A 24438-nucleotide genomic window follows, 5' to 3' on the forward strand; every position below is an offset into this window, starting at 1 on the left:
GAAACGTAAAAATAATTATTGGGATCTTATTAGAATATATACGTTCCTTAAAGCAATATTATTACTTCCTACCCAAGAATGTAATTTAATATCTTGTGCGGACAAACCTGCATTAAAAGGTTCCCAAGGGCTTGTTGCGATTGTTTCTGTATTTCCAAATCCATCATCAAAAGTATTAGAATATGTCCACGCAGAACTAGAAGTTATGGGAAAATTATCAGTTGTTGTAGTAGTCGATCTTAATTGAAAGTTTGCAGTTGAAGCATTGTTGTTTCGATACCTAACCACCATTTTAATTTCTATATTTCCTAGACTGTTATATAATGTAGGCTCTAGCGCAGCGTTTGTCAAATTAATATTTTGACCAGAAGTATTGTTAATTACATAACCAGTTCCATCATGTTGCGTATATAATTGAATCGTTGAGAAAGGTCTGATAGTTGGAGAAATTGTTATTGAATTACTTACCTCGCTTACAGTTATTCCATTGCCACCTGTTATTGTGGCTGTTTCAGATCCTGTTGTGTTACTTGTTATGGTTGCTGTATTTACACCGCTATTATCAACAGTTAAAACTCCTTCATTGGTAGCACTAGCATCTGCTTCGTTTTGCCAACTAGCGTTTCCGCTTCCATCAGTAGTAAGAACTTGTCCAGCAGTACCATCCACCGTAGGTAATTCATATCCATCGGTATCAGCTTCATTCCTTATGGCAAATCTATCACCTGAAAAATACCCGGAATAGGCATTACTGGATCCATCATTAATTGCCTGAGAATATATCCCGTATCTCACTCCTGTACTTGTTGAATTACCACTAACTGTTCTAATTCCATAAATAGTGCCTGCAGATGTGGATCCCGTATCGATATTGTTATTAATACCATAACTAGTAGCAGTGCTTGATGAATTTATCTCTGTAAGATTATTTAGCCCTATATGTGTACCATCTCCACTGCTTGATATTTCATTATTAATTCCTACTTTATTTCCTCTTGCAGAACTTGTGTTGTTTACGTTTATGGAAAACGTATTGGAAGAAAGGGCACTACTAGAATGTCTATTAGTTATGGATAATGTGGTGCGATCTTCAGAAGCTAGAGCTCCTTGGTTTTCAATACTCACAACACTTGCAGGTACTCCATCGTTACCGAAGCGCGTTCTTCCCGATCTAAATATTTCTGAAGTTGTAGCGGTGGCATTAGTAGTTGTTCCACTGTCAAAAAATGCAGCAGTACCGCTGGATAAATCAGTTACGTTTTGGTAGGCACTACCATTACTAAAATAAAATCCTATTGGGTTTGAGCCGTCCACAGTGTCTAAGTAAATTATGGTACCAGCAGGAGCAGCTGGTGAAGGTATATTACTTACTCTAGGGACCATAATTCCATTAAATTCTCCTGGCCCTAACGATGTACTTGCTTCAACTTGTAAGTCAGTTACTGGTGTTGCTGTACCTATTCCTACTTGACCTGTAACCGAGTAGCTGATAGCTATTAAAAATATGAGTAAAAACTGTTTCATATCTGATTTATTAAGAGCCTTAAATTAATCAGTTTATTACTACTATATTTTTTAGGTTGACTGCTTACAGACAAAAAATGCTTTACATCTTAAAAAATAGATGTAAGGTTTAAATAATCGTTAATATATAGCTATCAGTAAGTTAAGAACTTGCTTTTTCTTGATACATCTTAAGTTGGTCTCGTAATCTAGCAGCTTCCATGAAGTCCAATTCTTTGGCAGCTTTCTCCATCGCCTTGCGTGTATCTCTTACTTTTTTGTCTAATTGCTCTTTTGATAAGTATTCAGCTTCTTCTTCAGCTGCTTGTTGAGTGAGCACTTCTTCAATGGCATAGCTAGCAGCATTTTTACGAGCAATAGTATTGTCCAATGATTTTTTGATCGCAGTTGGAGTTAGACCATTTTCTTCGTTATAGGCAATTTGCTTGCTACGTCTATATTCCGTTTCATCAATAGTTTTTTGCATGCTATCAGTGATTTTGTCCGCATATAGGATGGCTAGACCATTTACATTACGAGCAGCACGACCAATAGTTTGTGTTAAAGATCGATTGTTTCTTAAAAACCCTTCTTTATCAGCATCAAGTATAGCAACTAATGATACTTCTGGTAAATCTAATCCTTCTCTTAATAGGTTTACACCAATCAACACATCAAATAGACCTCTTCTTAAATCGCTCATTATCTCTACACGTTCTAGCGTGTCGACATCACTGTGAATATAGCGACATCGCACACGTATACGAGTGAGATACTTTGTCAATTCTTCTGCCATTCGTTTTGTAAGAGTAGTAACCAGTACACGTTCATCACGTTCTTCTCTCAGTCGAATTTCCTCGACAAGATCATCTATTTGATTTTGACTAGGACGCACTTCAATTATTGGATCTAATAGTCCCGTAGGTCTTATGATTTGCTCTACATAAATTCCTTCGGTTTTTTCAAGTTCATAATCAGCAGGCGTCGCACTTACATATAATACTTGATTTTGAAGAGCTTCAAACTCTTCAAATTTCAAAGGTCTGTTATCCATCGCCGCTGGTAGTCTAAAACCATAATCAACTAGGTTTTCTTTTCTAGACCTATCACCACCGTACATAGCACCTACTTGAGGAACACTTACATGGCTTTCATCAATAATCATCAAATAATCGTCTGGGAAATAATCTAGTAAACAAAAGGGTCTAGTTCCTGGTAATCGACCATCTAAATAACGACTGTAATTTTCGATACCCGAGCAATAACCTAATTCTCTGATCATTTCAAGGTCAAATTCTGTGCGTTCCTGTAAACGTTTAGCTTCAAGGGGTTTACCTATTTCTTTAAAATAGTCAACTTGTTTAACTAGATCTTCTTGAATTTGATGAATAGCATTTTGTAGTACATCAGGTGATGTCACAAACATATTAGCTGGGTAAATAGTTATCTGATTAAATTTCTCTAAAACATTTCCATTTACCGGATCAAATCTCTCGATTTCTTCAATTTCATCTCCGAAAAAATGAATTCTAAACGCAGTGTCTGCATAACTAGGGAAGACATCTAGCGTATCACCTTTTACCCTGAAATTCCCACGATTAAAATCGGCAGTAGTACGAGAGTATAAACTTTGTACCAGCATTTGTAATAGCTTGGTTCTAGGAATTTCTTGATCTTGTTTTAATCTGATTACATTTTTTTGGAATTCTACGGGATTACCTATACCATACAAACAAGATACCGATGCTACAACAATTATATCTCGCCTTCCAGATAGTAAAGATGAGGTAGTGCTCAATCGCATTTTTTCAATTTCCTCGTTGATAGATAGGTCCTTCTCAATATAAGTACCACTCGTAGGTATAAAAGCCTCAGGCTGGTAATAATCATAATAGGAAACAAAGTATTCTACAGCATTTTCAGGAAAAAAAGCTTTGAATTCTGAGTATAATTGAGCAGCGAGTGTTTTATTATGACACAAAACTAGGGTAGGGCGTTGAGTTTTTTCAACCACGTTTGCAGCAGTAAATGTTTTTCCACTTCCTGTAACACCTAGTAGGGTTTGATATCGTTCTCCTGAATTAATTCCATCGGCCAATTTTTTAATGGCTTGTGGTTGATCTCCAGTTGGCGAAAAGTCTGATACTATTTTGAAGTCCATAATGTAAAACTAAGATTTTTATGAGTACGCTTTCGCGAAAGCGTAATTAAAATAATCCTAACAAAAATGTAATTATCTGATGAGTGAAAAATGACCTTTAAAGGAGCGTCCATCTGCCAGTTCAACTAAGTACCAATAATCCGTACTAGGCATAGGATTGTTATTATAAGTGCCGTCCCATCCTACACCTAGTGGATTCAATTGTTTGAGCAGTTTACCGAACCGGTCAAAGATGTAAATATTTGCATCTGGCTCCGTTTCAATCGCGGTTACTTGCCAGTAGTCGTGAAAACCATCTTCATTTGGAGTGAAGTAAGGTGGAGCAGCTACAATTGTTGCAGGAACTGTTAATGTATTACAGGTAGTTTGAGAGCGTACTGTAATCGTATAAAATCCAGGTAACAAATTCGTAAAAATTGGACTGTCCTGAAATATAAAATTATCTATACTGTATTGCCACGGTCCATCTCCTGTTACATCGATCCTGATGCTATTGGAACGTATTGTAAATTGCTCAATTTCTACGGATTCTAGTTGGGTGAGATCGTAATGAGCTATACTGGTTGAGATACTATCGGTACATCCATTATTATCAATTCCTGTTACCGAATAGATTCCTGGTAGAGTAGTGGTTATACTGCGAGTGGTTTCACCATTACTCCATAAATAGGAATCAAAATTGTTGCTGGCTGTTAAGGTTACTTCATCGTCTGGACAGGTTACAACTGGATCTGTTATTGTAATAACGGGTTTTTCGTTTACGACAATAGTAAATGGTTGTGTGTCTATACAGGTAATTGGACCGTTGTTTGCTAATCGTATATAAATTTGTTCATTTGCCTGTGTGTTTTGATAGTTATCTGGTAACGCGTTACTATTACTCAAAGCGCTAGCTTGATCAGGATGAAAACTTACATCCCAGTTAGAAGCAGTACTACTCAAAATTTGATCACGAATAGTGGTTAAATCAAAAATTTCAATTCCATCTCTAGAGTTATCATCACAAACCTCGTAATCATTTATAAATGGTATTTGTGGTTCTTCAATAAGCTCGAAGTCAAAGGATATAATTTCAAAGCAAGAAGTGAAATCGCTATTTTCTATGCGGGCATAGAAAGGTGAGTTTGTTGCATTAAGTATATGAAAATAAGGAAGCTCATTAATTCTATTTTGAGCATCATTATTTGATGAGTAAAAACTGATATTAAAATCTATGGGATTTTGGGATCCTAGTATCTCACTAGCGGCTTGAGTGAAATCTATTGTCTCGATTCCATCATTTCCTATATCACATGTGTATTGTGTTTGAATAGGATTTGCAATTGGCGAATTAACTACATTAAATTCAAAACTTGTTACATCATAACAGCCGTTAGAGTTTAAGTTGTCTAATCTTACATAATAGGTACCTGCGGTTAATTGAGTATTAGGCGCAATAGAGTTAAAATCTTGCTGAGCTTCAGTTAAGTTGTAGTGTAAAGAGATTTCAAGATTATTGGATGTATTATTTTGAAGCACTTGTTGCGATACCAGGGAGAAGTCTATTGTAGCTAAACCATCATTTGAGAGGTCATCGCACACAATTATATCATTAATTGTACCTGCATTGGGTTGGTTCACTACAGTAATGGTATCAATTATTGTAAAAGTTTCAAGAGGCGTTGTTATTGTTAAACTTACTTGGTAATCGCCTGGGTTTACAAATGTATGGGTCGGATTTATTACAGTACTAGTATTAGTACTGCTAGTTGAATCACCAAAATCCCACCACAATGTTGTGTTTGGACAAGTTGCCAAAGCATCTGCTGTGAATTGGGTAGGATTGCCACTACAGCCTTCTACAAAAGAAAAACGTGGTGTAAAAAAAGCATTATAAAAGGGTGGTAATCCTTCATTTACATTGGTGCCAGGAGCAAGGCTGACTCCATTAAGAATAAATGCAGCACTTGCTCCTAAGTTGTTAGGTTGATCAATTACGCTTAAATAGTTTTTTAAATCATTTGAATAGTAAATTTTACCATCTGGACCAATTTGCAAAGCACCTCTAGAAACATCATCGGTTGAGTCCAAAGGATCTGTTTGATATATAGTAATAGGATTTGATTGGTAATTAGATGAAGTTGTATCGTATTGAAGTAGCGTGCGTTCACCAAACACACCATTTTGAGCTGTATTCAAATCCAAATAGAATAACCTAGAGTCCAAGCTAAATTCACCACCATAAGCCAATAGATTAGAAGGAAAACTAAGTTCGGTGGGATTGGTAACACTACCGTTAGTAGTGTCAAAATCAAAAATAAAGGCACCTGTTCCCAGATTGTTGGCAGGTGTTCCATTAGGTAAAAATTGATTCATTAAGGCTATTTTACTGCCATCAGGAGCAATTTTTAAATATCCACGTCTATCTTCAACTCTTGTGGAAGGACTGTTACTTACAATCACATTGTTATCTAATCCTTGCGGAGTTAACTTAAAAGCATAAAATGAATCAAAAATACCGGTATTAAAATTTGATTCGGCATAGGAGATTATCCACGCATCTCGACCATTACTGTGGGCACTTGCTGTAACTTTTTCAGAAGAATCAGGTAACAAATTGATGTTTTTTTGAGATGGTATAACAGCTCCTAATCCATTATCTAATAGCATGTCTACAACACTATAATTTAAACCAGTAACAGGATTAAAATCACCAACAGTAAAGATGTAATAGAGGTTTTCATTCTCGGGCATTGGAATAATTATTCCAGATTGTGTACTGCTGGGGTCACCTAGTAGTCCAGAACCATTGAGCATGACTTGATGATTGCGATTCCAGATTGTTATTCCGTCTGTATAGAATAATAAATTTCCACAAGCGTCACTTATGGTTGCGCAACCTTCCGTAGTATCCAATTGCCCTAGGTCATTTGCGACAGGAGAACCACTATTGAAATCTAAACCAGCATTGGAACCAAAAAACCACCAATTAGCCTGATTTTGTGCATTAATGAAGCAAGCAAAAAAAAGTATCAAAAAAAGTAGCTTTTTCATACTTTAAAAATACGCTAATAAAAAATGCCTTCAAATTATTGAAGGCATTACATGTGTATAAGATAAAAAGCACTTTTAAATTTTAACTCTCCACCCGTGTTTATCTTCCGTACGATTGTATTGAATATCCATCAATGCGGCTTTAATATTAGTCGCATAATCGTTTTCAATTACAGGTAATTCATATTTAAAATCTTCGTGTTTGAAACCTTTAATAGGTACAATTACTGCAGCCGTACCACTTCCAAAAATTTCCTTTAATTCACCGTTTTGCGCAGCTTCTTTAATTTCTGAAACTCGTATTCTTCTTTCTTCTACTTCTATACCGTGATCTTTGGCCATTTGAATAACACTTCTTCTTGTTATTCCATTCAATATTCTATCATTATTAGGAGCAGTCAAAAGTTTATCGCCAATGCGCACAAAGATGTTCATTGTTCCTGCTTCTTCAATGTATTCGTGCGAGGCAGCATCAGTCCAGATTATTTGTTGATAACCTTCTTCCATCGCCAGGTTATTTGGGTAAAAACTTGCAGCATAATTACCTGCAGCTTTTGCATATCCTACACCACCATCTGCTGCACGTGAAAATTGATTGGCTATAATAACTCTTACTTCACCACGGTAATAAGCAAAAGCAGGAGACATAACGATCATAAATTTGTACTCGGTAGAAGGAGCTGCCGCTACTCCGTTTTCACTAGCTATCATAAATGGTCTTAAATACAAAGAAAGTCCTTCTCCATATTTTACCCATCCTTTATCTAAATTTACTAATGTTTTTAATCCTTCTACAAATACCTCATAAGGTACTTCAGGCATTGCAAGTCTTTTGGCACTTTCATTAAAACGTTTCCAGTTGTCTTCTGGTCTAAAAAGGAAAACATCACCAGCTTCATCTTTGTAGGCTTTCATACCTTCAAAAATGGCCTGTCCATAATGAAATACTTTACAACTAGGTTCTACTTGAATTGGTCCGTATGGTTTGATATGTGTTGTTTCCCATTTTCCATCGCGCCAGTTGCATTCAAGCATGTGGTCTGTAAAAGTTTTTCCGAAAACTAGATCATCAAAATTCGTTGATGCTAATCTAGATTCCGAAACTCTATCTATAACGATTTCGTTGGTATCGGTCATGGGTTATTTTTATTAATTTTTTGCAAAGATAACGGATAGTATCATTGAATAAATCCCAACGAATTACTAATTTTGTGGAAAATATAAACAAATGAAAACCTATTTACCTTTATTTTTTATCATTTTCTCAATAATCGGCTGTAAAGAAACTCAAAAAGAAACTGACATGCCTGCAGTAAATGATGAACAAGTTGAAGAAATGGCTTATATGAGCTATGGATCAAAAATTACTGCAGAAAATGCTATTTCAACAGCAGAATTATTCGAGAAATATCAAACCTTAACTGACTCAGACACAATCCAAGTAAAGGTAAAAAGTGAGATTCTTGATGTATGTCCAAAAAAAGGATGTTGGGTTAAAATGGCAGTTGGTAGCGATACAACACGTGTGATGTTTAAGGACTATGGATTTTTTCTACCTAAAAACGGTAAAGGAAAAGAAGTGGTATTTGAAGGTAAAGTATATAAATCAATCACTGACGTAGAAACTCTTCGTCACTATGCAGAAGATGCTGGAAAATCTCAAGAGGAAATAGAAAAGATCAATGAACCTGAAACAAGCTATACTTTTATAGCTGATGGTGCTCTTGTGGAAGAGTTTGAAAACCCAGATGTTGAAATGCCTGCAGAAGAAAGCGCAAGCGAATAATGAAAAGAGAAATCATGATCACTGGCGATGGTTCCAAAACCATTCACATGCCAGATCTTAACGAGCAATATCATTCTAAACATGGCGCCTTGCAAGAGGCGCTTCATGTTTTTATAAAGATGGGTTTACAGCCTTTACAAGAGTCATTACAATCTGATAAAGGCAGCGTTAATATTCTAGAATATGGTTTTGGTACCGGTCTTAATGCTATTTTAACCAAGCAACATGCGAGTACTACTAGAATTCATTATACCGCAATGGAAGCATACCCAGTAAGTGCCGATGAGGTCCTAGCTATGGATTATGGAAGCTTACTGAAAGATCAAATCTTTTATGAAGCATTGCATGAGATGGATTGGGAAATTGACAAGCAGTTAACTTCTACATTTAGTATAATTAAAAAGCAAATGAAATTTGAAGAGGTCAAATTCGACAACCAGTTTGATCTTATATATTTTGATGCTTTTGGACCTAGAACACAACCAGAACTTTGGACCAGACCCATTTTTCAAAAAGCGTTTGATAGCCTAAAAAATGGTGGTGTACTCACTACTTATTGTGCTCAAGGTCAGGCTAGACGCAATATGCAAGAAGTTGGTTTTAACGTAGAACGTCTTCCTGGTCCACCAGGTAAAAGAGAAATGTTGCGAGCGACAAAATTATAGGTAATTTAAAAGACTAGCCTGTCTAGTCACTATTAAAAAGATATGAGTAACGAAGTAAGAAATCAAGAACCTAAGTCACTTTGGAATCACTTTGCCGATTTGAACGCAGTTCCTAGACCTTCTAAAAAAGAGGAACGTGTAAGAGCCTTTATGGTGAAATTCGGTAATGAATTAAATCTACAAGTTATAGAGGACGCTGTAGGTAATGTAATTATAAAAAAGCCTGCAACTGCAGGAATGGAGAACCGTAAAAGTGTGATTTTACAATCTCATCTAGATATGGTACACCAAAAAAACAACGACACTCAATTTGATTTTGATACCCAAGGTATTGAAATGATTGTCGATGGTGATATTATTAAGGCAAATGGAACAACTCTAGGTGCCGACAATGGAATAGGCGTGGCTGCAATCATGGCTGTTTTATCCTCAACTGATATTGAGCATCCAGCGATTGAAGCTTTGTTTACGATTGATGAGGAAACAGGTATGACCGGTGCCAAAGAATTGGATAAAAATATTCTTAAATCAACTATACTTCTAAACCTAGATACTGAAGAAGATGATGAAATTGATATAGGATGTGCTGGTGGAGTAGATATCACTGGTAAAAAACAGTACGATACTAGTAATCCAGAAGATACTTATTCTACGGTTACGATTACTGTGAAAGGTCTTAACGGTGGCCACAGCGGTATGGATATCATTAAAGGTTTAGGTAACGCAAATAAAATGGCTACCAGACTATTGGATGCGCTACAAAAGAAATCAGATATTCATATTGTTTCTATTCAAGGTGGTAGTTTGAGAAATGCTATTCCACGTGAGGCTGTTGTAGAATTACGCTTTCGCGAAAGCGAACTACAGAACATGCAATTTACCTTTGAGAAATGCAAGCAAGCCATAATAAATGAGTATAAATCCTTAGAAGAAAATTTAAATATTTCGTGGGAATTGACGAATTCTAGTTTAGGTCATCTTAATGCTTCTGACAGTCGTGAGGTAATACACGTTTTACTAGGAATTCATAATGGTGTTTACAGAATGAGTCCAGATATTGAAGGTCTTGTAGAAACTTCAAACAACTTGGCTCGAGTAAAATTACATGATGGACAATTGGAGATAGCTTGTTTAACTAGATCATCTGTTGAAAGTTCCAAAACAGATCTAGCATCTTCAATAAGTGCTGTAATGCAGTTAGCTGGAATCAGTGTTGAATTATCTGGTGACTATCCTGGTTGGGAACCAAATCGTGATAGTGCAATTTTAGAAATCGCGGAAAATAAGTATAAGGAACTATTCAATGAATCACCTAGAGTAGTCGCTTGTCATGCAGGATTAGAATGTGGAATTTTAGGTGAACGTTATCCAGGTTTGGACATGATATCTTTTGGTCCAAATATTAGAGGCGCTCACAGTCCAGATGAACACGTTGAGATTTCTAGTGTTCAAAAATTTTGGGATTTTTATTTAGAAATCCTTAATAATGTTCCAATGAAATAAAAGAGCACCTACAGCTAGATTAATACTTTAAGTAGGTTTTAAGAAGGATTATTAATGCCAGGTTTTATTTTGCTTGGCATTAATAATTACTTACATGAAAATCAGTACTAAAATTCTTTCTATTTTTTTGGTTTTAGGAATTATTGCTTGTTCTGCACCAAAAAAGGTGAGTTCCAAAGCAACAAAATCCGAAGCATCAAATAAAACCAGCTCAAAGTTTAAACCTTATAGTAAACTTATAACGGGTAAAACTAAAACAGACGACGGTCTTTTTAAAGTTCATCAAAATGAGGATGAATATTTTTATGAGTTACCAGATTCCCTATTAGGTAAAGATATGTTATGGGTTACCCGTATTGCACAAATACCTGCAAATTTGGGTGGTGGATATTTAAATGCTGGTAGTAAAACCAACCAACAATTAGTTTCATGGGAGCGATTTAAGGATAAAATATTACTTAAAGTCAAATCTTATGATGCCGTTACATTAGACTCTACAGCGGCTATATCCAATAGTGTTAAGGTTAATAATTATGAACCTATTATGTACGCTTTTGATATAGAAGCTATTAATGCCGATTCTACGGGTGTAGTAATTGATGTTACCAAATTTTTAAGCAACGATATACCTGCAATAAGTGGTTTGAATTCCAGACTACGCAAACAGTATAAGGTAAGAAGTCTGGATAAATCACGCAGTTTCATTAATCGTGTAGCTGCTTATCCTTTAAATGTTGAGGTTGTGCAGGATATGACTTATACAGCTAGTGACGCACCTTCAAATTCATCTGTAGGTTCCATAAGTTTACAGATGAATCAATCTATGATATTGTTACCTGAAAAACCTATGACACCTAGATTGTATGATCCTAGAGTTGGTTTCTTCACGGTTAATCAAATTGATTACAGTTCTCCTAAATTAAAAGCCGATGAAAAATCTTATATAAGAAGATGGAGGCTAGAGCCTAAAGATCCTGAAGCGTATGCAAGAGGTGAATTGGTAGAACCTGTAAAACCAATTGTTTATTACCTTGATCCTGGTACCCCAGAATCTTTGAAGAAATACATAAAACAAGGTATTGAAGACTGGCAGAAACCATTTGAAACTGCAGGGTTTAAAAATGCTATCATAGCAAAGGAGGCTCCTAGCATAGAAGAAGATCCTGAGTTTAGTCCAGAAGATATAAGATATTCTGTGGTTAGATACGTGGCAAGTACTACTCGTAATGCTGTAGGTCCTAGTGTGAGTGATCCTCGTAGTGGTGAAATTATTGAAAGTGATATTATCTGGTATCATAACCATTTAAGATCTTATAGAAACCGTTATTTACTTGAAACAGGTGCGGCAAATCCTAGTGCAAGAACATTAGATACGCCTGCTGAAGAGATAGGTGAGATGATGAGACAAGTAATTGCCCATGAGGTAGGTCACGCGTTAGGATTTCCACACAATATGGCGGCGAGTTACGCCTATGATGTCGAAAGTTATAGAGACGGAGACTTTACACAAGCAAATGGAATTGCGGCAAGTCTTATGGATTATGCCCGTTATAATTACATTGCTCAACCTGGAGACAAAAACATAAGATTTGTACGCCAAATGGGTCCTTACGATCATTATGCTGTCAATTGGGGTTATAGAGTAATCCCTAACTCCAATACTCCAGAAGATGAAAAAGAGGTACTGAATCAATGGATTTTAGAAAAAGCAAATGATCCTAAATATAAATTCGGAAGACAAAGCAGTCGTTTTGATCCTCAATCTCAAACTGAAGCTATTGGTAATAATCCTGTAAAGGCAAGTAGTTATGGAGTTGAAAACTTAAAAATTGTTGCCAAAAACTTACCACAGTGGACTTCCAATGACACTAATAATTACGACGATTTAGATGAATTGTATAGAGAACTTTTAGGTGTGTTTTCTAGATATGTAGGTCACGTTGTTACAAATGTTGGTGGCGTTTATGAAAATCTAAAAACTCCTTCTCAAGATGGTACTGTTTATGAACCTGTAGATTCAAAAACACAAGAACAGTCAGTACAGTGGTTGATTGAAAATGTGTTTGAAACACCAGAGTGGTTAGTTCGACCTGAGATTCTTAAAAATATAAATGAATCGGGATATACAGATAGAGTGAGATCATTACAATCTAGATATCTGTCAAGCCTACTGTCTTACCATCGCTTGGGTAGAATGATTGATGCAAAAGCAATGGATGATAGTGCCTACTCTGTAGTGGAGTTGATGCAAGATTTGAACAACGGGATATTTAAAAATATACAACCAGATGTATATGAACGTAACTTGCAAAAAGCCTATGTAGATCGTTTAATTGAGCTTATGACAAATGAAAAACCTCGTGCTAGCTTTAATGTTACCCAAAGCGATGTACCTTCAATTGTAAGAGGTCAACTTAATGAAATTAAAAAAATAGCAAGAAGGAATAATGCGCGTACTTCAAATAAGGTGGTAAGTTTTCACTATGAAGATTTAATTGCTAGAATTGAGAGAACGCTCGATCCAAAGTAAGAATAATAGAACAGCAATAGTAAGAACCTACCTGATGGTGCTCATCAGGTAGGTTTATTTTTTTTTACGGTACATCGTCTCCCAAAGAAGCAACGTAAATTTTAAACCACTGCTCTAGGGATAATTTAACTTTTTTACTTTTTACCGCACTTTGTAAACGTTCGTATTTACCAGTTCCTATAACTGGGATAATTTGAGAAGGATGTGCTAGAATCCATGCAAAAATAACTTGATCAAAGGGTATGTTTCCTAGCTCTGTACTGACTTCTTGGATTGCATTAAGAACTCGTTTTCCTTTATCAGTTTCAGGATGTAGTAAAGATCCACCAGCTAATGGAGACCAAGCCATAGGACGTATTCCAGCACTGGTCAAATAATCAATATTCTCATTTTCAAAATGCTCGAGGGCATAAGGAGATATTTCAATTTGATTTGTAATTAAGGGTTCTTCACAATGTTCTTGTAAGCTTTTAAACTGATTAAGTGTAAAATTAGAAACCCCAAAGTACTTTACTTTACCATCTTTTTTTAATTGGCTAAATGTTTCTGCAACTTCAGCATGATCAAAAAAGGGAGATGGCCTGTGTAATAATAGAGCATCGATATAATCGGTCTTCAAATTTTTTAAGGAAGTCTCTACTTGATTAATAATATACTTTTTTGAATAGTCGTAATACTTCACTTGACGATTAGGAAATTTATCTGACCTAAGTTTTATACCACATTTAGTCACAAGCTGCATTTTGTGTCTTATTGATGGGTCTAGAGATATTGCTTGGGCAAATATTTCTTCACATTCATAATTACCATAAATATCAGCATGGTCCATGGTGGTAACACCTAGGTCAATTGCTTGCTTAATATAGGTAAGCAGTTCCTGATTAGGTAAATTCCAGTCGCCTAATCTCCACATTCCCAAAGCAAATTGGGACAATGGGTAATACGATTTATTCTCACTCAATGACATATTCTATTTTTTGCAAAGATGGATATTGTAAGTAGATAAATACATAAATAAAATTATATTAGTCATTAAAACATAAATAAAAATATATGAAAACTATTTGCAACCTTTGTACAAACAAAAATTCATGAAAACAATTTCAATAGCAAAAGGTGATGGAATAGGTCCAGAAATTATGAATGCTACATTGGCTATCATAAAGGCATCCGGTGCCGCAGTTAAATTTGAAGAAGTACAATTAGGTAAAGAAGTATACTTATCAGGTAACACATCTGGAATTACTCCTGAAGCTTGGGAAAGTATACGACGTAACAGGGTTTTACTTAAAGCACCTATTACTACACCTCAAGGTGGTGGTTACAAAAGTTTGAACGTAACTATGAGAAAAACTTTGGGACTTTATGCAAATGTAAGACCGTGTGCCAGCCTACATCCATATGTTACAACAAAACATCCTGATATGGATGTAGTTATTGTAAGAGAAAATGAAGAAGATTTATACGCAGGGATTGAACACCAACAAACTCCAGATGTTGTTCAATGTCTTAAATTAATAAGTCGCCCAGGTTGTGAAAAAATCATAAGGTACGCATTTGAGTATGCGAGATACAACAACCGTAAAAAGGTAACTTGTTTTTCAAAAGACAATATTATGAAACAAACTGATGGTTTGTTCCATAAAATATATAATGAAGTAGCACAGGAGTACCCAGATATAGAAAAAGAACATTGGATCGTTGATATAGGTGCAGCTAAGGTTGCTGATTCACCAGAGCATTTTGACGTAATAGTGATGCCTAATTTATACGGTGATATCATAAGTGATATTGCGGCACAAATTACTGGTTCTGTAGGAATGGCAGGTAGTGCCAACATAGGTGAAAGCGTAGCTATGTTTGAGGCCATTCACGGTAGTGCTCCAGATATTGCAGGGCAAAAAATTGCAAATCCTTCTGGTTTGTTGCGTGGAGCAATCATGATGCTTAATCATATAGGAGAAAATGAAGCAGCACAATCTATTCATAACGCTTGGTTACTTACCTTAGAACAAGGTATTCATACTGCAGATATATTTAAAGAGGATATAAGTAGTAGTAAAGTCAATACAGAAGAGTTTGCTCACGCAGTAATTGCTAATATGGGAAAGGAACCACAACAATTAACTAAAGTGAGGTATAATGCAAAAGAGCCGTTTAAGCTGCCTCATGTAAAGGAGCGTGCAGCTCAAAAGAAAGAGTTACTAGGTGTTGATCTGTTTGTAGATTGTGAAAATAAAAACCCTAATTTCGTAGGAGAGCTCTTGCGTAGTATTGAAAAGGAAGATGTCAAATTACAAATGATTACAAATCGTGGAGTGAAAGTATGGCCTAATGGATTTGATGAAACATTTTGTACACAACACTGGCGATGTAGATTTATGCCCGATGGTGGTAGAGCCATGACAAATCAAGAAATTGTTGCATTGCTTAATGAAGCGATTGACAAAAAGGTAGATGTAATTAAAACAGAAAATCTGTACTCATTTGATGGAGAACGAGCTTTTTCTCTAGGACAAGGACAGTAATTTAATATAGATTATACAACTTAATGCCAACAGTACTTTACATTTACTGTTGGCATTTTATATGTAATATTATGAACGAAATTATAAAAACGAGACGCAGTATTTTCCCTGCGCAATATATTGAAGGTACTATAGAGAAACAGGATCTCCTTTCTATTATAGATGCAGCAAGATGGGCTCCTAACCATCGTAAAACTGAACCATGGAGATATAAGGTTCTTACCGGTAAAGCGCTAGATAGGCTAGGTACGTACCTTGGAGATGCCTATGAAGAAACCCCAGGCCACAAGAAAATCAAGCTTAAAAAGTTAAGAGAAAATCCTAGTAAAGCTGCAGCGGTTATTTTAATTTTTATGCACAGGGATGAAAAAGAATCAGTTCCAGAATGGGAAGAAGTAGCAGCAACTTCCATGAGTGTACAAAATATGTGGTTAATGACTCATGAATTGGGTTATGGTGCCTACTGGAGTAGTCCTAAATCCTTTGTTGACATGAAGAATTTTGAAGGTATAACAACACATGAGAACGAACGATTTTTAGGTTTTTTCTACATTGGAAATTATGATAAAAAGGGGTTTGATTATAATGCAACAAGAAAAACTATAGAAGAAATAGCCACTTTTATTGATATGTAAATTTATTGAAATTCAAGTATTTAGTTCATTGTTTAAATTATTTAAACTAACAATTTAGTTTTATAACTATAAAAATAGTTTGAAAACTAAAAAAATAGTTATACGTTTGTAATGCGTTAAGGATAGAGTGGTGTTACCATGTAACAACGATAGCCTGACCTCGAGTGATCACTCGAGGTAACGCCCTTAAAACATCATAAATGGAAAAACTAACAGCTAAAGAAGAAGAAATTATGCAGGTTTTATGGAAGCTAGAGAAGGCTTTTGTAAAAGAAGTGGTACCACACCTGTTTGGAACCAATCATTATAATACCGTATCTACCATTGTGCGTAAACTAGAGGATAAGGGATTTGTATCTCACGAGGCCTTTGGTAAAACACACAGGTATTTTCCAATAGTTCAAAAGGAAGACTATCGCAATAAATACGTGACTACAGCGATTACCGATTATTTCAATAATTCATATAAGAATGTGGTTTCTTTCTTTGCCGATGAGAAGAAAATATCGGCCAAGGAATTAAGAGAAATATTAAATATGATTGAATCTAAAGACAAATAGCATGGAAACACTTGTAGAATACCTTTGGAAAAGTACAGCAGTTCTAGCTGTATTCGTTTTGGGATATCACTTCATATTAAGAAAGTTAACTTTTTTTCAGGCCAATAGAGTTTTTTTACTTGTTGGAATAGTTGCTAGCATCGTTCTACCTTTTGTTGAGTTTACAGAGGTTGTATACATGGAACAATTACCTGTCACCACTACAAATAATGTGATCTATTTTTCTGATGCAGCAATGATGAATACGGTTACTCCAGAAGTTACTACTTATAACTGGATGGAACTTTTTATTTATGCTTATCTAGCTGTCGTATTATTCTTTTTGGGTAAATTAAGTATAGAAATTATGAGCGTTCAACGACTCTTAAACGCTGGTACGAGTAGAAAGGAAGATGGAGTAGTGTTAGTATCGCTTTCGCGAAAGCTTACTGCATTCAGCTTTTTTAATAAAATAGGATTTCATAATGGTGACGAGAAGTCTGAACAGTTTGCACATATTCTAAGACACGAAAAAGTACACGCCAAGGAATGGCATAGTATAGATGTGATTATAACACATATATATTGCGCTTTATTTTGGATCAATCCATTATCGTGGTTTTTGAAAAAACAGGTGGCTCAAAATTTAGAGTTCATTGCCGATGCCAAAGCGGCTGCTGTACAAGAAGGTAATATGAGCTATGCTAGAACATTAGTTAATGCAGTAGTATTACAACAACAACCAGCGCTTGCAAATAATTTTGTAACCCCTTTTATTAAACAACGTATCATAATGTTACAAAAAGAAGCTTCAAAGAAATGGAGTGCCTATAAATATGCTCTTATATTACCGGTAATCATTCTTTTCCTTTACAGTTTCAATACGGTTACTAAAGTTGAGTATTTAAATAGTCCAGTTGAAAAAATGATTCCTACTGAAAAGGCATCAAAAAATTATGAACCTTCAATTGCACCAGGTAACTCTAATTTACAAACAGCACAGCCTGTTATAGAAGCAATAGATACAGTATTCAGGTTAAAGGAACGTGTTAATTTAAGGATTGTGAGTTCCAGTACTCGAGAATCTCTTGAAAAACAAGCTGAAAATCTTAAAAAGAAGTACAATGTAGATCTTAAAATCAAAAAGTTCAAAAAGAAGAATGGGAAAATTATAAAACTGGCAATTTCTATTGATAACAACAAGGGTTCTGTCATTGAACAGCAATATGAAAGCACCAATGGACTAGACGATATCTGTATAGACGGCGTTTTTGATGACACAACAAGTGATTGGTCAATAGGTAAATGTGATGCACAAGTTTCACAAAGAATAATACAATCTGGTCCTGGAAATAAGTTTTACGCGTTCAGTACTGATAGTGTAATGAAGCCTTATATCTTCAATGGAACTTTTAAAGATTCTCTGTTATTGAACGCTTTGTCTATTGTAAAAACGGTGAATCTTGATTCAATTTTTGCTCAGATTGAAATGGGAGAAAATTCGATAAAATTAGATTCTTTAATGGCAAAAATGAATATCCAATTTAAAGATTTAGACAGTCTAGTAAATATGGGAAACAGCTTTCATCATGCACAACCCATAATTATTGAAGAGCTCGATATTGATATGGATACATTAAGAGTTGATGCATCCCAACCTATGACGTATGGTAGTTCATACAGATGGAATAGTGATGCTAAACCACTTTTTATTTTAAACGGCAAAGAGGTGGAAGAAGCTAAAGTATTACGATTACATCCTAATGCAATACAGTCTGTTACAGTTCTTAAAGATGGTAATGCAACAAGTAGATATGGAGATAAAGGTGCAAATGGAGTAATTGTTGTGGTTAGTAAACCAGAAGATCTCGGAACTCTTGTAGAAGAGGAAATTATAATTGATAATGATTCTACTAGATATAAAGTAAGACGTAAGGCTATAGAAAAGCGTGAGGAGTATATGCGTGAAAGAGAGCAATTAATGGAGGAAAAGCGAGCTCAATACGAGGAGCGACGAGAATTATTACGTGAAAAATCCGAAGCTAAACGAGAAGAACTGGAAAAACGCAGAGAAATTATGCGTGAAAAAGCTGTGGAGAAAAGAAAACAAGTGGAATTGTTGAGAGAAGCGAAAAGATCAGAACTAGAGGCAAGAAGACAAATCTTATTAGCCAAGAGAGATTCATTAAAGGCTGGATCACATTATTATGAAATTGAAGAAGTGATTGATGAGAATGTTGAAAATATTTATCAAGTCAATGATCCTGAGAATAAAGATTCCCTTATCAAATTAGGAGAGATACTATCTGAAAAAGGTCATGTTTTAAATATTAAAACACATAGAGTAAGAGATGGTATTTTACGTAAATTAAAATTTGAAATTGACGGTAATCAATACACATCACAATCAGATGCTGGAATTAAACAAGTTGTATTTAAAGAGGTAAACGGTCAACTTAGAGTAAGCATCATTCAAAATTGATAGGTTATCAGAAAAATAAAAAAAGCCTGCAACAAGAAGCAGGCTTTTTTTATGATAGCGTTTAATCTTTTATTAGAATTTTACAATCTTGACTTATTAAGAGTAAACTTAGTCAAGATTTAATAGCGATATACAATAGCGTTTATATTCATTCCTGCACCTACACTGGCAAACATGACCACGTCACCTTTTTCAACTTTGTGTTCTGGCATTTTATCATGGACAACAAGATCCATGACAGTAGGTACTGTAGCGACTGAGCTATTTCCAAGCTTGTGAATAATCATAGGCATGATATCTTTAGGAACTTCCATATCATAAAGTTTGTAAAAACGCTGCACAATAGCTTCATCCATTTTTTCATTAGCTTGGTGAATGAAAATTTTCTTTAAATCTTTAATATCAACTCCAGCTTGATCCATTGCAGCTTTCATTCCATCTGGCACTTTTGAAAGAGCAAAATTATAGATGCGTCTTCCATACATTTTTATGTATTGTGTTTTGTCTTCTATTTCTTTATTGTAAGAAGTTTCATTAAAAATGAAATAGGTTTCTTCTTCCGTATAAGTAGCGGTAGCCTGACCTAATATACCGTGTTCATCCATGCTAGGTTCTACAATAGCGGCACCAGCACCATCAGAGTAAATCATAGAATCTCTATCGTGTGGATCAACTACCCTTGAAAGTGCTTCGGCACCGATAACAAGTACACGTTTAGCTAGTCCAGATTTTATAAAACTATCTGCTTGGCTTAAACCTAAAACCCAACCAGGACATCCAAAGAGCACATCATAAGCGACACATTGAGGATTTCTTATTCCTAACTTGTTTTTTATTCGGCTAGCCAGACTAGGAACCATATCGCTGGAACCGCCATCTGGTTTAACATCTCCGTAATTATGAGCTACGATAATAAAATCAATTTCTTCTTGGTTACAATTAGCGTCTACAATAGCATTTCTAGCAGCAATAGCGCCTATATCACTTGTAAGTTGTTCAGGTGTAAGGTAGCGTCGTTCTTCAATACCAGTAATGGCTACAAATTTTTCAATAATTACTTCATTGTCACTACCAAATGAGCTACCGTCATTATTTAAGAATTCATGATTTAAAAAGTCCTCATTTTTAGTTACTACTTCCGGAATGTAACTTCCTACTCCTGTTATTTTTGCTCTCATAAAGGCATTAATATCTTCAATTCATCGTAAAAAAAGTCATTAAACTTGTGTTTTCCTAATCTATCACTCTTAAATTTTTAAGTCTTTCTTAACTATTGAGAATATTTAAGATAATTGTAGATTATTCTATGAATAATACAATGCAATGAATAGTAATAACACTTGAAAAGGCATTTTATGAGATTTTATACCTTCAGGATGTTTTATTAGTTAATCAACTTTAATTCAAAATTATCTTGAAATTTATCGCCTATTTTATACTTCCCATTTAAATTTGCAGCAAACATCGATCTTGAAAAATCTTATCGTTTTTTCTTTGTTATTTGCTCTTGCGGTAAGGCCTGTTTTCTACTTAGGTCAATGGACGTATTACGCAACTAATTTAGATAAGATCATAGACGAATATTGTGTTAATAAAGATCGTCCCCAACTACAGTGTGATGGAAAATGTTATTTAGCACAGCAAATGATGCTGGCAGAGGCTAACTATGAAAAGGAACAATTACAAGTAGGTGCATTAGTGGCTTTTTATCCTGTGTATTATCAACAGAACAATATTGATTTTAATTTTTCTAAAGCATTTCATTACAAGCAAGAATTGATTGTAAGTAAAGAACAGCTTTTATTATCTAGTTATAAACACGACCTGTTCAAACCACCAATCGTTTAACGGCTCTCCGTAAAAAAGCTTATGCTATTATTATTCTATTAGCATTGGCTTATATCAATTCATATAAAATCATAATTATCCGTGATCCCATTATTAATCGAGATGATGGATCACAACTAGGTTGGATATTTTGAATTATTCAAAATAATCCAATGCACCATTATACTATTAAATAAAATGAAACTAAATCATATATTTTCAACAATCGCTCTTACGTTAATTCTAACCTCATGCTCTACTGATGATGATTCTACCGGTGATCAACTAGAAGGCCAGCAAGGTGATATCACGATTAAATTTGACAATGCTGTGGGAAGCAATGACTTCCTATTTAATAACACCTACTCATTGTCAAATGGAGATACTTTTCAAGTTCAAACTCTTAAATACATCATTAGTAACATAGTGTTGTTAGATGAAAATGGAAACGAGAGTACTATTCCAGCAATAGATAATATTTTTATTGTAGATGAATCTCAAGCTAACAATGCAGGTGAATTCAACATTACACTTAATGATATTGATGCAGGAAATTACACTCAAATTAAATTTGGAATAGGTGTTGACCAAGATCGTTATACGCTAGGTGCGGCAGGTCAAGGTAATTTTTTACAACAAGCAGATGACGCTGGAATGATGTGGAGCTGGGCAACTGGATATAAGTTTATTAGATTAGACGGAACTTATACCGATTCTAATGCAGCAGACCAAGCTCTAAATATTCACATGGGTAGTGTGGGAACCTCATTAGATAATTATAGAGAAATTACATTAGACTTACCAAATACATCACGAGTACGTGAAAATAGTATTGCCGAAATTCACGTGATTGCTGATATTATGAAAATTTTTGAAGGGTCTACCACAGTTTCTTTCGCCGATGGTTACAATCAAGTGCACACAAACGAAGTAGAGACACCTATTATAGCTCAAAATTTTTCTGAAAGCTTCAGTGTACACCACGTTCATAACAATTAATAGTTCTTATAATCACTGATATTGAAATTCTTCCCTATAAAAAGAATATTCTGTATCAGTGATTTGTTCAATTTTTTAAGTTATGTATAGACTTTTTACAATTACATGTATCTATCTATTGATACTAAGTTGTCAAAGCGAAGAGGACTTGGGATATGAACCTACTCCCGTAGATTTCAGTATTCCAAGTAATTTTCCTTCCATGGAATATGATTTGAATAACAATCCTTTGACAGAACAAGGGATTGCGCTAGGCAAAAAGCTTTTTTTCGATGGTAGATTATCCTCTAACAACGCTATAGCTTGCGCTTTTTGTCATGAACAAGAGTTTGCTTTTACGCATCACGGTCATACACTTAGTCATGGTGTGAATGGTAACATAGGTTTTAGGAACACTCCACCATTACAAAACTTAGCTTTTCAAAAGGAGTTTGGCTGGGATGGTGCAGCAAGTCACTTAGATCTTCAACCTATTATTCCAATAACAAATCCTATTGAGATGGATGAAACTTTGGAAAATGTAATCGAAAAACTTAAAGCAGATTCTGACTATCCACATCTCTTTAAACAATCCTTTGAAGATGGTGAAATAAATACAGCAAATATGTTGCAAGCATTGTCACAGTTCATGCTCACTATGGTATCGTCAAATTCAATATATGACCAAGTAAAACGAGGTGAAGGACCAGTATTTAACCCATTAGAATCTCAGGGAGAACAAGTGTTTAATCAAAAGTGCGCTAGTTGTCATGCAGGAGCTTTATTTACTGATCAATCCTATCGTAATAATGGTTTAAGTATCAATAGTAGACTTGACGATAAAGGAAGATTTCTTGTATTAGAAAGGCAGGAAGATCTTTATAAGTTTAAAGTGCCCAGCTTAAGAAATGTGGAAGTCACAGCACCCTACATGCACGATGGTAGATTTTCAACTTTAAAGGCGGTTTTAGACTTTTATGACACAGGTATGGTTGATACAGGCACCATAGATTCATCACTAGTAAGACCAGATAATTCTTTAGGAATTGATCTTACAGAACAAGAAAAGGAAAGTTTAATTGCTTTCTTGAAAACATTAACCGATCCAACTTTTTTAAACGATGATCAATTTTCAGAATATTAAAACCCATCTAATTTGCTCAATTGCTTTTTTATTGTGGTCTCTCAATTACAGTCAAAATTTAAATCAAAACGATATTGATTTTCAAGACAGCAAACTTATACTTAATGATTTACAAGAGTCTTTTCAATCAGACCGTGAAGAGTGCCATTTAAATTCTTTTACTCGCACTGTAAAAATTGACTCACCTTCAAAATTGCTTTGTGACCTTTGTAGTTGTACAACCTCAAGTGGTAGTTCGGGATTTGGGACGTTACAAAATTTAAATTTTGTTGGCATTAGGTTCATTTACCAAAACTTTGAATCAAAAGATGGCATATTTAATAATTCTCCATCCAGTGAGGAGCAATTTTACACTTACCAAGCTTGGGCCAATATTCCCATTAGTAAGAAAATCGCATTAAATGCTGTTATTCCGTATCAGGATTTAAGTAGAAAACGAGTTAATGGAAATGAAAATATCAATGGAGTAGGAGATATCACAATAATAGGATGGTATAAACATGTGCTTTATAAACGTCCAGAAGGATATAACGTAGTCTTTGAAAACAAAGATCCATCTGGTCATCAATTCCAGTATGGGCTAGGAATTAAATTACCTACTGGTAAATTTGAAGAACAGCTTGTAGATCGTGTAAATCCAGGTTTTCAAGTAGGTACCGGTAGTACCGATTTTTTAATCAGTGTAATGCATAATTACTCTGCCAAAAAATGGGGAATAAAAACACAGGGAACCTATTATTTAAAGTCTGAAAATAAAAATGAGTATCGATTTGGAAATCAATTAAGTGCATCGAGCAATGTTTTTTATAATATCGCTTTCGCGAAAGCGTCATTAAATCCATACCTAGGTATTTCTACAGATTTATATGGTAGTATTAGACAATTTGATGAAGAGATTAAGGATACTGACGGTTATGTATTCAATGGAACTCTGGGAGCTGAGTTTAATTTTGATCGATTCAACTTGGGAGCGAGTTATACCTTACCTGTGGCTCAAGAATTGTTTGCAGGAAATGTTGAATCTCAACAACGAGTAAGTATTTATTTAAATGTTTTGTGGCAATAAAGCTGAAATTTCGCAAAACAAAAAACCGAATCAATTACAATTGATTCGGTTTTTTTAT

The 24438-nt window shown here is 35.0% G+C and carries 18 protein-coding genes; 12 read left to right on the forward strand and 6 right to left on the reverse strand.

Annotated elements, in window-relative coordinates:
- Positions 1-15: 15 nt before the first annotated feature.
- From BST93_RS08715 to BST93_RS08730, 4 genes are all read right to left on the reverse strand, one after another.
- Positions 16-1524 carry a hypothetical protein gene (locus BST93_RS08715; protein WP_105018855.1) on the reverse strand — a complete coding sequence of 503 codons (1509 nt, stop codon included), beginning with the start codon at positions 1522-1524 and terminating at the stop codon, positions 16-18.
- 142 nt (positions 1525-1666) lie between these two features.
- The gene (gene uvrB / locus BST93_RS08720) at positions 1667-3664 is read right to left on the reverse strand and encodes an excinuclease ABC subunit UvrB (protein ID WP_085774585.1); all 1998 of its coding nucleotides are present in this window, start codon (positions 3662-3664) and stop codon (positions 1667-1669) included.
- 72 nt (positions 3665-3736) lie between these two features.
- The gene (locus BST93_RS08725) at positions 3737-6697 is read right to left on the reverse strand and encodes an FIDD domain-containing protein (protein ID WP_105018856.1); all 2961 of its coding nucleotides are present in this window, start codon (positions 6695-6697) and stop codon (positions 3737-3739) included.
- A gap of 75 nt (positions 6698-6772) precedes the next feature.
- Positions 6773-7834: a branched-chain amino acid aminotransferase gene (locus BST93_RS08730; protein WP_105018857.1), complete on the reverse strand. Its 1062-nt coding sequence runs from the start codon at positions 7832-7834 to the stop codon at positions 6773-6775.
- A 91-nt stretch (positions 7835-7925) separates the two neighbouring features.
- Here BST93_RS08730 and BST93_RS08735 point away from each other — a divergent pair, with 91 nt between their 5' ends.
- The 4 genes from BST93_RS08735 to BST93_RS08750 all read left to right on the forward strand — a co-directional run bounded on the left by BST93_RS08735 (position 7926) and on the right by BST93_RS08750 (position 13181).
- Positions 7926-8483 carry a DUF4920 domain-containing protein gene (locus tag BST93_RS08735; RefSeq protein WP_105018858.1) on the forward strand — a complete coding sequence of 186 codons (558 nt, stop codon included), beginning with the start codon at positions 7926-7928 and terminating at the stop codon, positions 8481-8483.
- A complete protein-coding gene (gene mnmC2, locus BST93_RS08740; RefSeq protein WP_105018859.1) occupies positions 8483-9148 on the forward strand; it encodes a tRNA (5-methylaminomethyl-2-thiouridine)(34)-methyltransferase MnmC2 in 666 nt (221 codons plus the stop codon). Before BST93_RS08735 ends, mnmC2 begins: the two co-directional genes overlap by 1 nt.
- 42 nt (positions 9149-9190) lie before the next feature.
- A complete protein-coding gene (locus BST93_RS08745) occupies positions 9191-10651 on the forward strand; it encodes an aminoacyl-histidine dipeptidase (RefSeq protein ID WP_105018860.1) in 1461 nt (486 codons plus the stop codon).
- Positions 10652-10745: 94 nt separating this feature from the next.
- Complete coding sequence (locus tag BST93_RS08750) at positions 10746-13181, forward strand: zinc-dependent metalloprotease (RefSeq protein WP_105018861.1); 2436 nt, start codon at positions 10746-10748, stop codon at positions 13179-13181.
- 64 nt (positions 13182-13245) lie between these two features.
- On the opposite strand, the gene BST93_RS08755 is transcribed toward BST93_RS08750, so the two are convergent.
- Positions 13246-14148, reverse strand: coding sequence for an aldo/keto reductase (locus BST93_RS08755; protein WP_105018862.1), 903 nt, complete (start codon positions 14146-14148; stop codon positions 13246-13248).
- Positions 14149-14272: 124 nt separating this feature from the next.
- On the opposite strand from BST93_RS08755, the gene BST93_RS08760 reads away from it, so the two are divergent.
- The 4 genes from BST93_RS08760 to BST93_RS08775 all read left to right on the forward strand — a co-directional run bounded on the left by BST93_RS08760 (position 14273) and on the right by BST93_RS08775 (position 19365).
- A complete protein-coding gene (locus BST93_RS08760; RefSeq protein WP_105018863.1) occupies positions 14273-15709 on the forward strand; it encodes an NADP-dependent isocitrate dehydrogenase in 1437 nt (478 codons plus the stop codon).
- Positions 15710-15780: 71 nt separating this feature from the next.
- Positions 15781-16344: a nitroreductase family protein gene (locus BST93_RS08765; RefSeq protein WP_308736866.1), complete on the forward strand. Its 564-nt coding sequence runs from the start codon at positions 15781-15783 to the stop codon at positions 16342-16344.
- Positions 16345-16544: 200 nt separating this feature from the next.
- On the forward strand, positions 16545-16904 hold the full coding sequence (locus BST93_RS08770; RefSeq protein WP_105018864.1) for a BlaI/MecI/CopY family transcriptional regulator: 360 nt from the start codon (positions 16545-16547) through the stop codon (positions 16902-16904).
- Between the two features lies 1 nt (position 16905).
- Positions 16906-19365 (forward strand): M56 family metallopeptidase, encoded by a 2460-nt coding sequence (locus BST93_RS08775; protein ID WP_105018865.1) that lies wholly within the window; start codon positions 16906-16908, stop codon positions 19363-19365.
- A gap of 119 nt (positions 19366-19484) precedes the next feature.
- Here the strand turns inward: BST93_RS08775 and BST93_RS08780 are convergent, their stop codons facing one another.
- Positions 19485-20543 (reverse strand): 3-oxoacyl-ACP synthase III family protein, encoded by a 1059-nt coding sequence (locus BST93_RS08780; protein WP_105018866.1) that lies wholly within the window; start codon positions 20541-20543, stop codon positions 19485-19487.
- 292 nt (positions 20544-20835) lie between these two features.
- Between BST93_RS08780 and BST93_RS08785 the strand changes: the two genes are divergently transcribed.
- The 4 genes from BST93_RS08785 to BST93_RS08800 all read left to right on the forward strand — a co-directional run bounded on the left by BST93_RS08785 (position 20836) and on the right by BST93_RS08800 (position 24380).
- Entirely contained in the window at positions 20836-21213 is a 378-nt protein-coding gene (locus BST93_RS08785; RefSeq protein WP_060522609.1) for a hypothetical protein, read from the forward strand.
- Between the two features lie 177 nt (positions 21214-21390).
- Positions 21391-22191, forward strand: a complete 801-nt coding sequence (locus BST93_RS08790; RefSeq protein ID WP_105018867.1) for an MbnP family protein — start codon at positions 21391-21393, stop codon at positions 22189-22191.
- A gap of 82 nt (positions 22192-22273) precedes the next feature.
- Positions 22274-23314: a cytochrome-c peroxidase gene (locus BST93_RS08795; protein ID WP_105018868.1), complete on the forward strand. Its 1041-nt coding sequence runs from the start codon at positions 22274-22276 to the stop codon at positions 23312-23314.
- Complete coding sequence (locus BST93_RS08800) at positions 23292-24380, forward strand: transporter family protein (RefSeq protein WP_105018869.1); 1089 nt, start codon at positions 23292-23294, stop codon at positions 24378-24380. The genes BST93_RS08795 and BST93_RS08800 overlap by 23 nt, the downstream gene beginning before the upstream one ends.
- Positions 24381-24438 lie beyond the last annotated feature (58 nt).

Origin of the sequence: Nonlabens tegetincola, assembly GCF_002954355.1 — a bacterium.
Classification (GTDB): domain Bacteria; phylum Bacteroidota; class Bacteroidia; order Flavobacteriales; family Flavobacteriaceae; genus Nonlabens; species Nonlabens tegetincola.

Excerpts from the sequence above, each read along its gene's own strand:
- BST93_RS08715 (WP_105018855.1), bottom strand. The coding sequence starts at position 1,524 with ATGAAACAGTTTTTACTCATATTTTTAATAGCTATCAGCTACTCGGTT.
- uvrB (WP_085774585.1), bottom strand. The coding sequence starts at position 3,664 with ATGGACTTCAAAATAGTATCAGACTTTTCGCCAACTGGAGATCAACCA.
- BST93_RS08725 (WP_105018856.1), bottom strand. The coding sequence starts at position 6,697 with ATGAAAAAGCTACTTTTTTTGATACTTTTTTTTGCTTGCTTCATTAAT.
- BST93_RS08730 (WP_105018857.1), bottom strand. The coding sequence starts at position 7,834 with ATGACCGATACCAACGAAATCGTTATAGATAGAGTTTCGGAATCTAGA.
- BST93_RS08735 (WP_105018858.1), top strand. The coding sequence starts at position 7,926 with ATGAAAACCTATTTACCTTTATTTTTTATCATTTTCTCAATAATCGGC.
- mnmC2 (WP_105018859.1), top strand. The coding sequence starts at position 8,483 with ATGAAAAGAGAAATCATGATCACTGGCGATGGTTCCAAAACCATTCAC.
- BST93_RS08745 (WP_105018860.1), top strand. The coding sequence starts at position 9,191 with ATGAGTAACGAAGTAAGAAATCAAGAACCTAAGTCACTTTGGAATCAC.
- BST93_RS08750 (WP_105018861.1), top strand. The coding sequence starts at position 10,746 with ATGAAAATCAGTACTAAAATTCTTTCTATTTTTTTGGTTTTAGGAATT.
- BST93_RS08755 (WP_105018862.1), bottom strand. The coding sequence starts at position 14,148 with ATGTCATTGAGTGAGAATAAATCGTATTACCCATTGTCCCAATTTGCT.
- BST93_RS08760 (WP_105018863.1), top strand. The coding sequence starts at position 14,273 with ATGAAAACAATTTCAATAGCAAAAGGTGATGGAATAGGTCCAGAAATT.
- BST93_RS08765 (WP_308736866.1), top strand. The coding sequence starts at position 15,781 with ATGAACGAAATTATAAAAACGAGACGCAGTATTTTCCCTGCGCAATAT.
- BST93_RS08770 (WP_105018864.1), top strand. The coding sequence starts at position 16,545 with ATGGAAAAACTAACAGCTAAAGAAGAAGAAATTATGCAGGTTTTATGG.
- BST93_RS08775 (WP_105018865.1), top strand. The coding sequence starts at position 16,906 with ATGGAAACACTTGTAGAATACCTTTGGAAAAGTACAGCAGTTCTAGCT.
- BST93_RS08780 (WP_105018866.1), bottom strand. The coding sequence starts at position 20,543 with ATGAGAGCAAAAATAACAGGAGTAGGAAGTTACATTCCGGAAGTAGTA.
- BST93_RS08790 (WP_105018867.1), top strand. The coding sequence starts at position 21,391 with ATGAAACTAAATCATATATTTTCAACAATCGCTCTTACGTTAATTCTA.
- BST93_RS08795 (WP_105018868.1), top strand. The coding sequence starts at position 22,274 with ATGTATAGACTTTTTACAATTACATGTATCTATCTATTGATACTAAGT.
- BST93_RS08800 (WP_105018869.1), top strand. The coding sequence starts at position 23,292 with ATGATCAATTTTCAGAATATTAAAACCCATCTAATTTGCTCAATTGCT.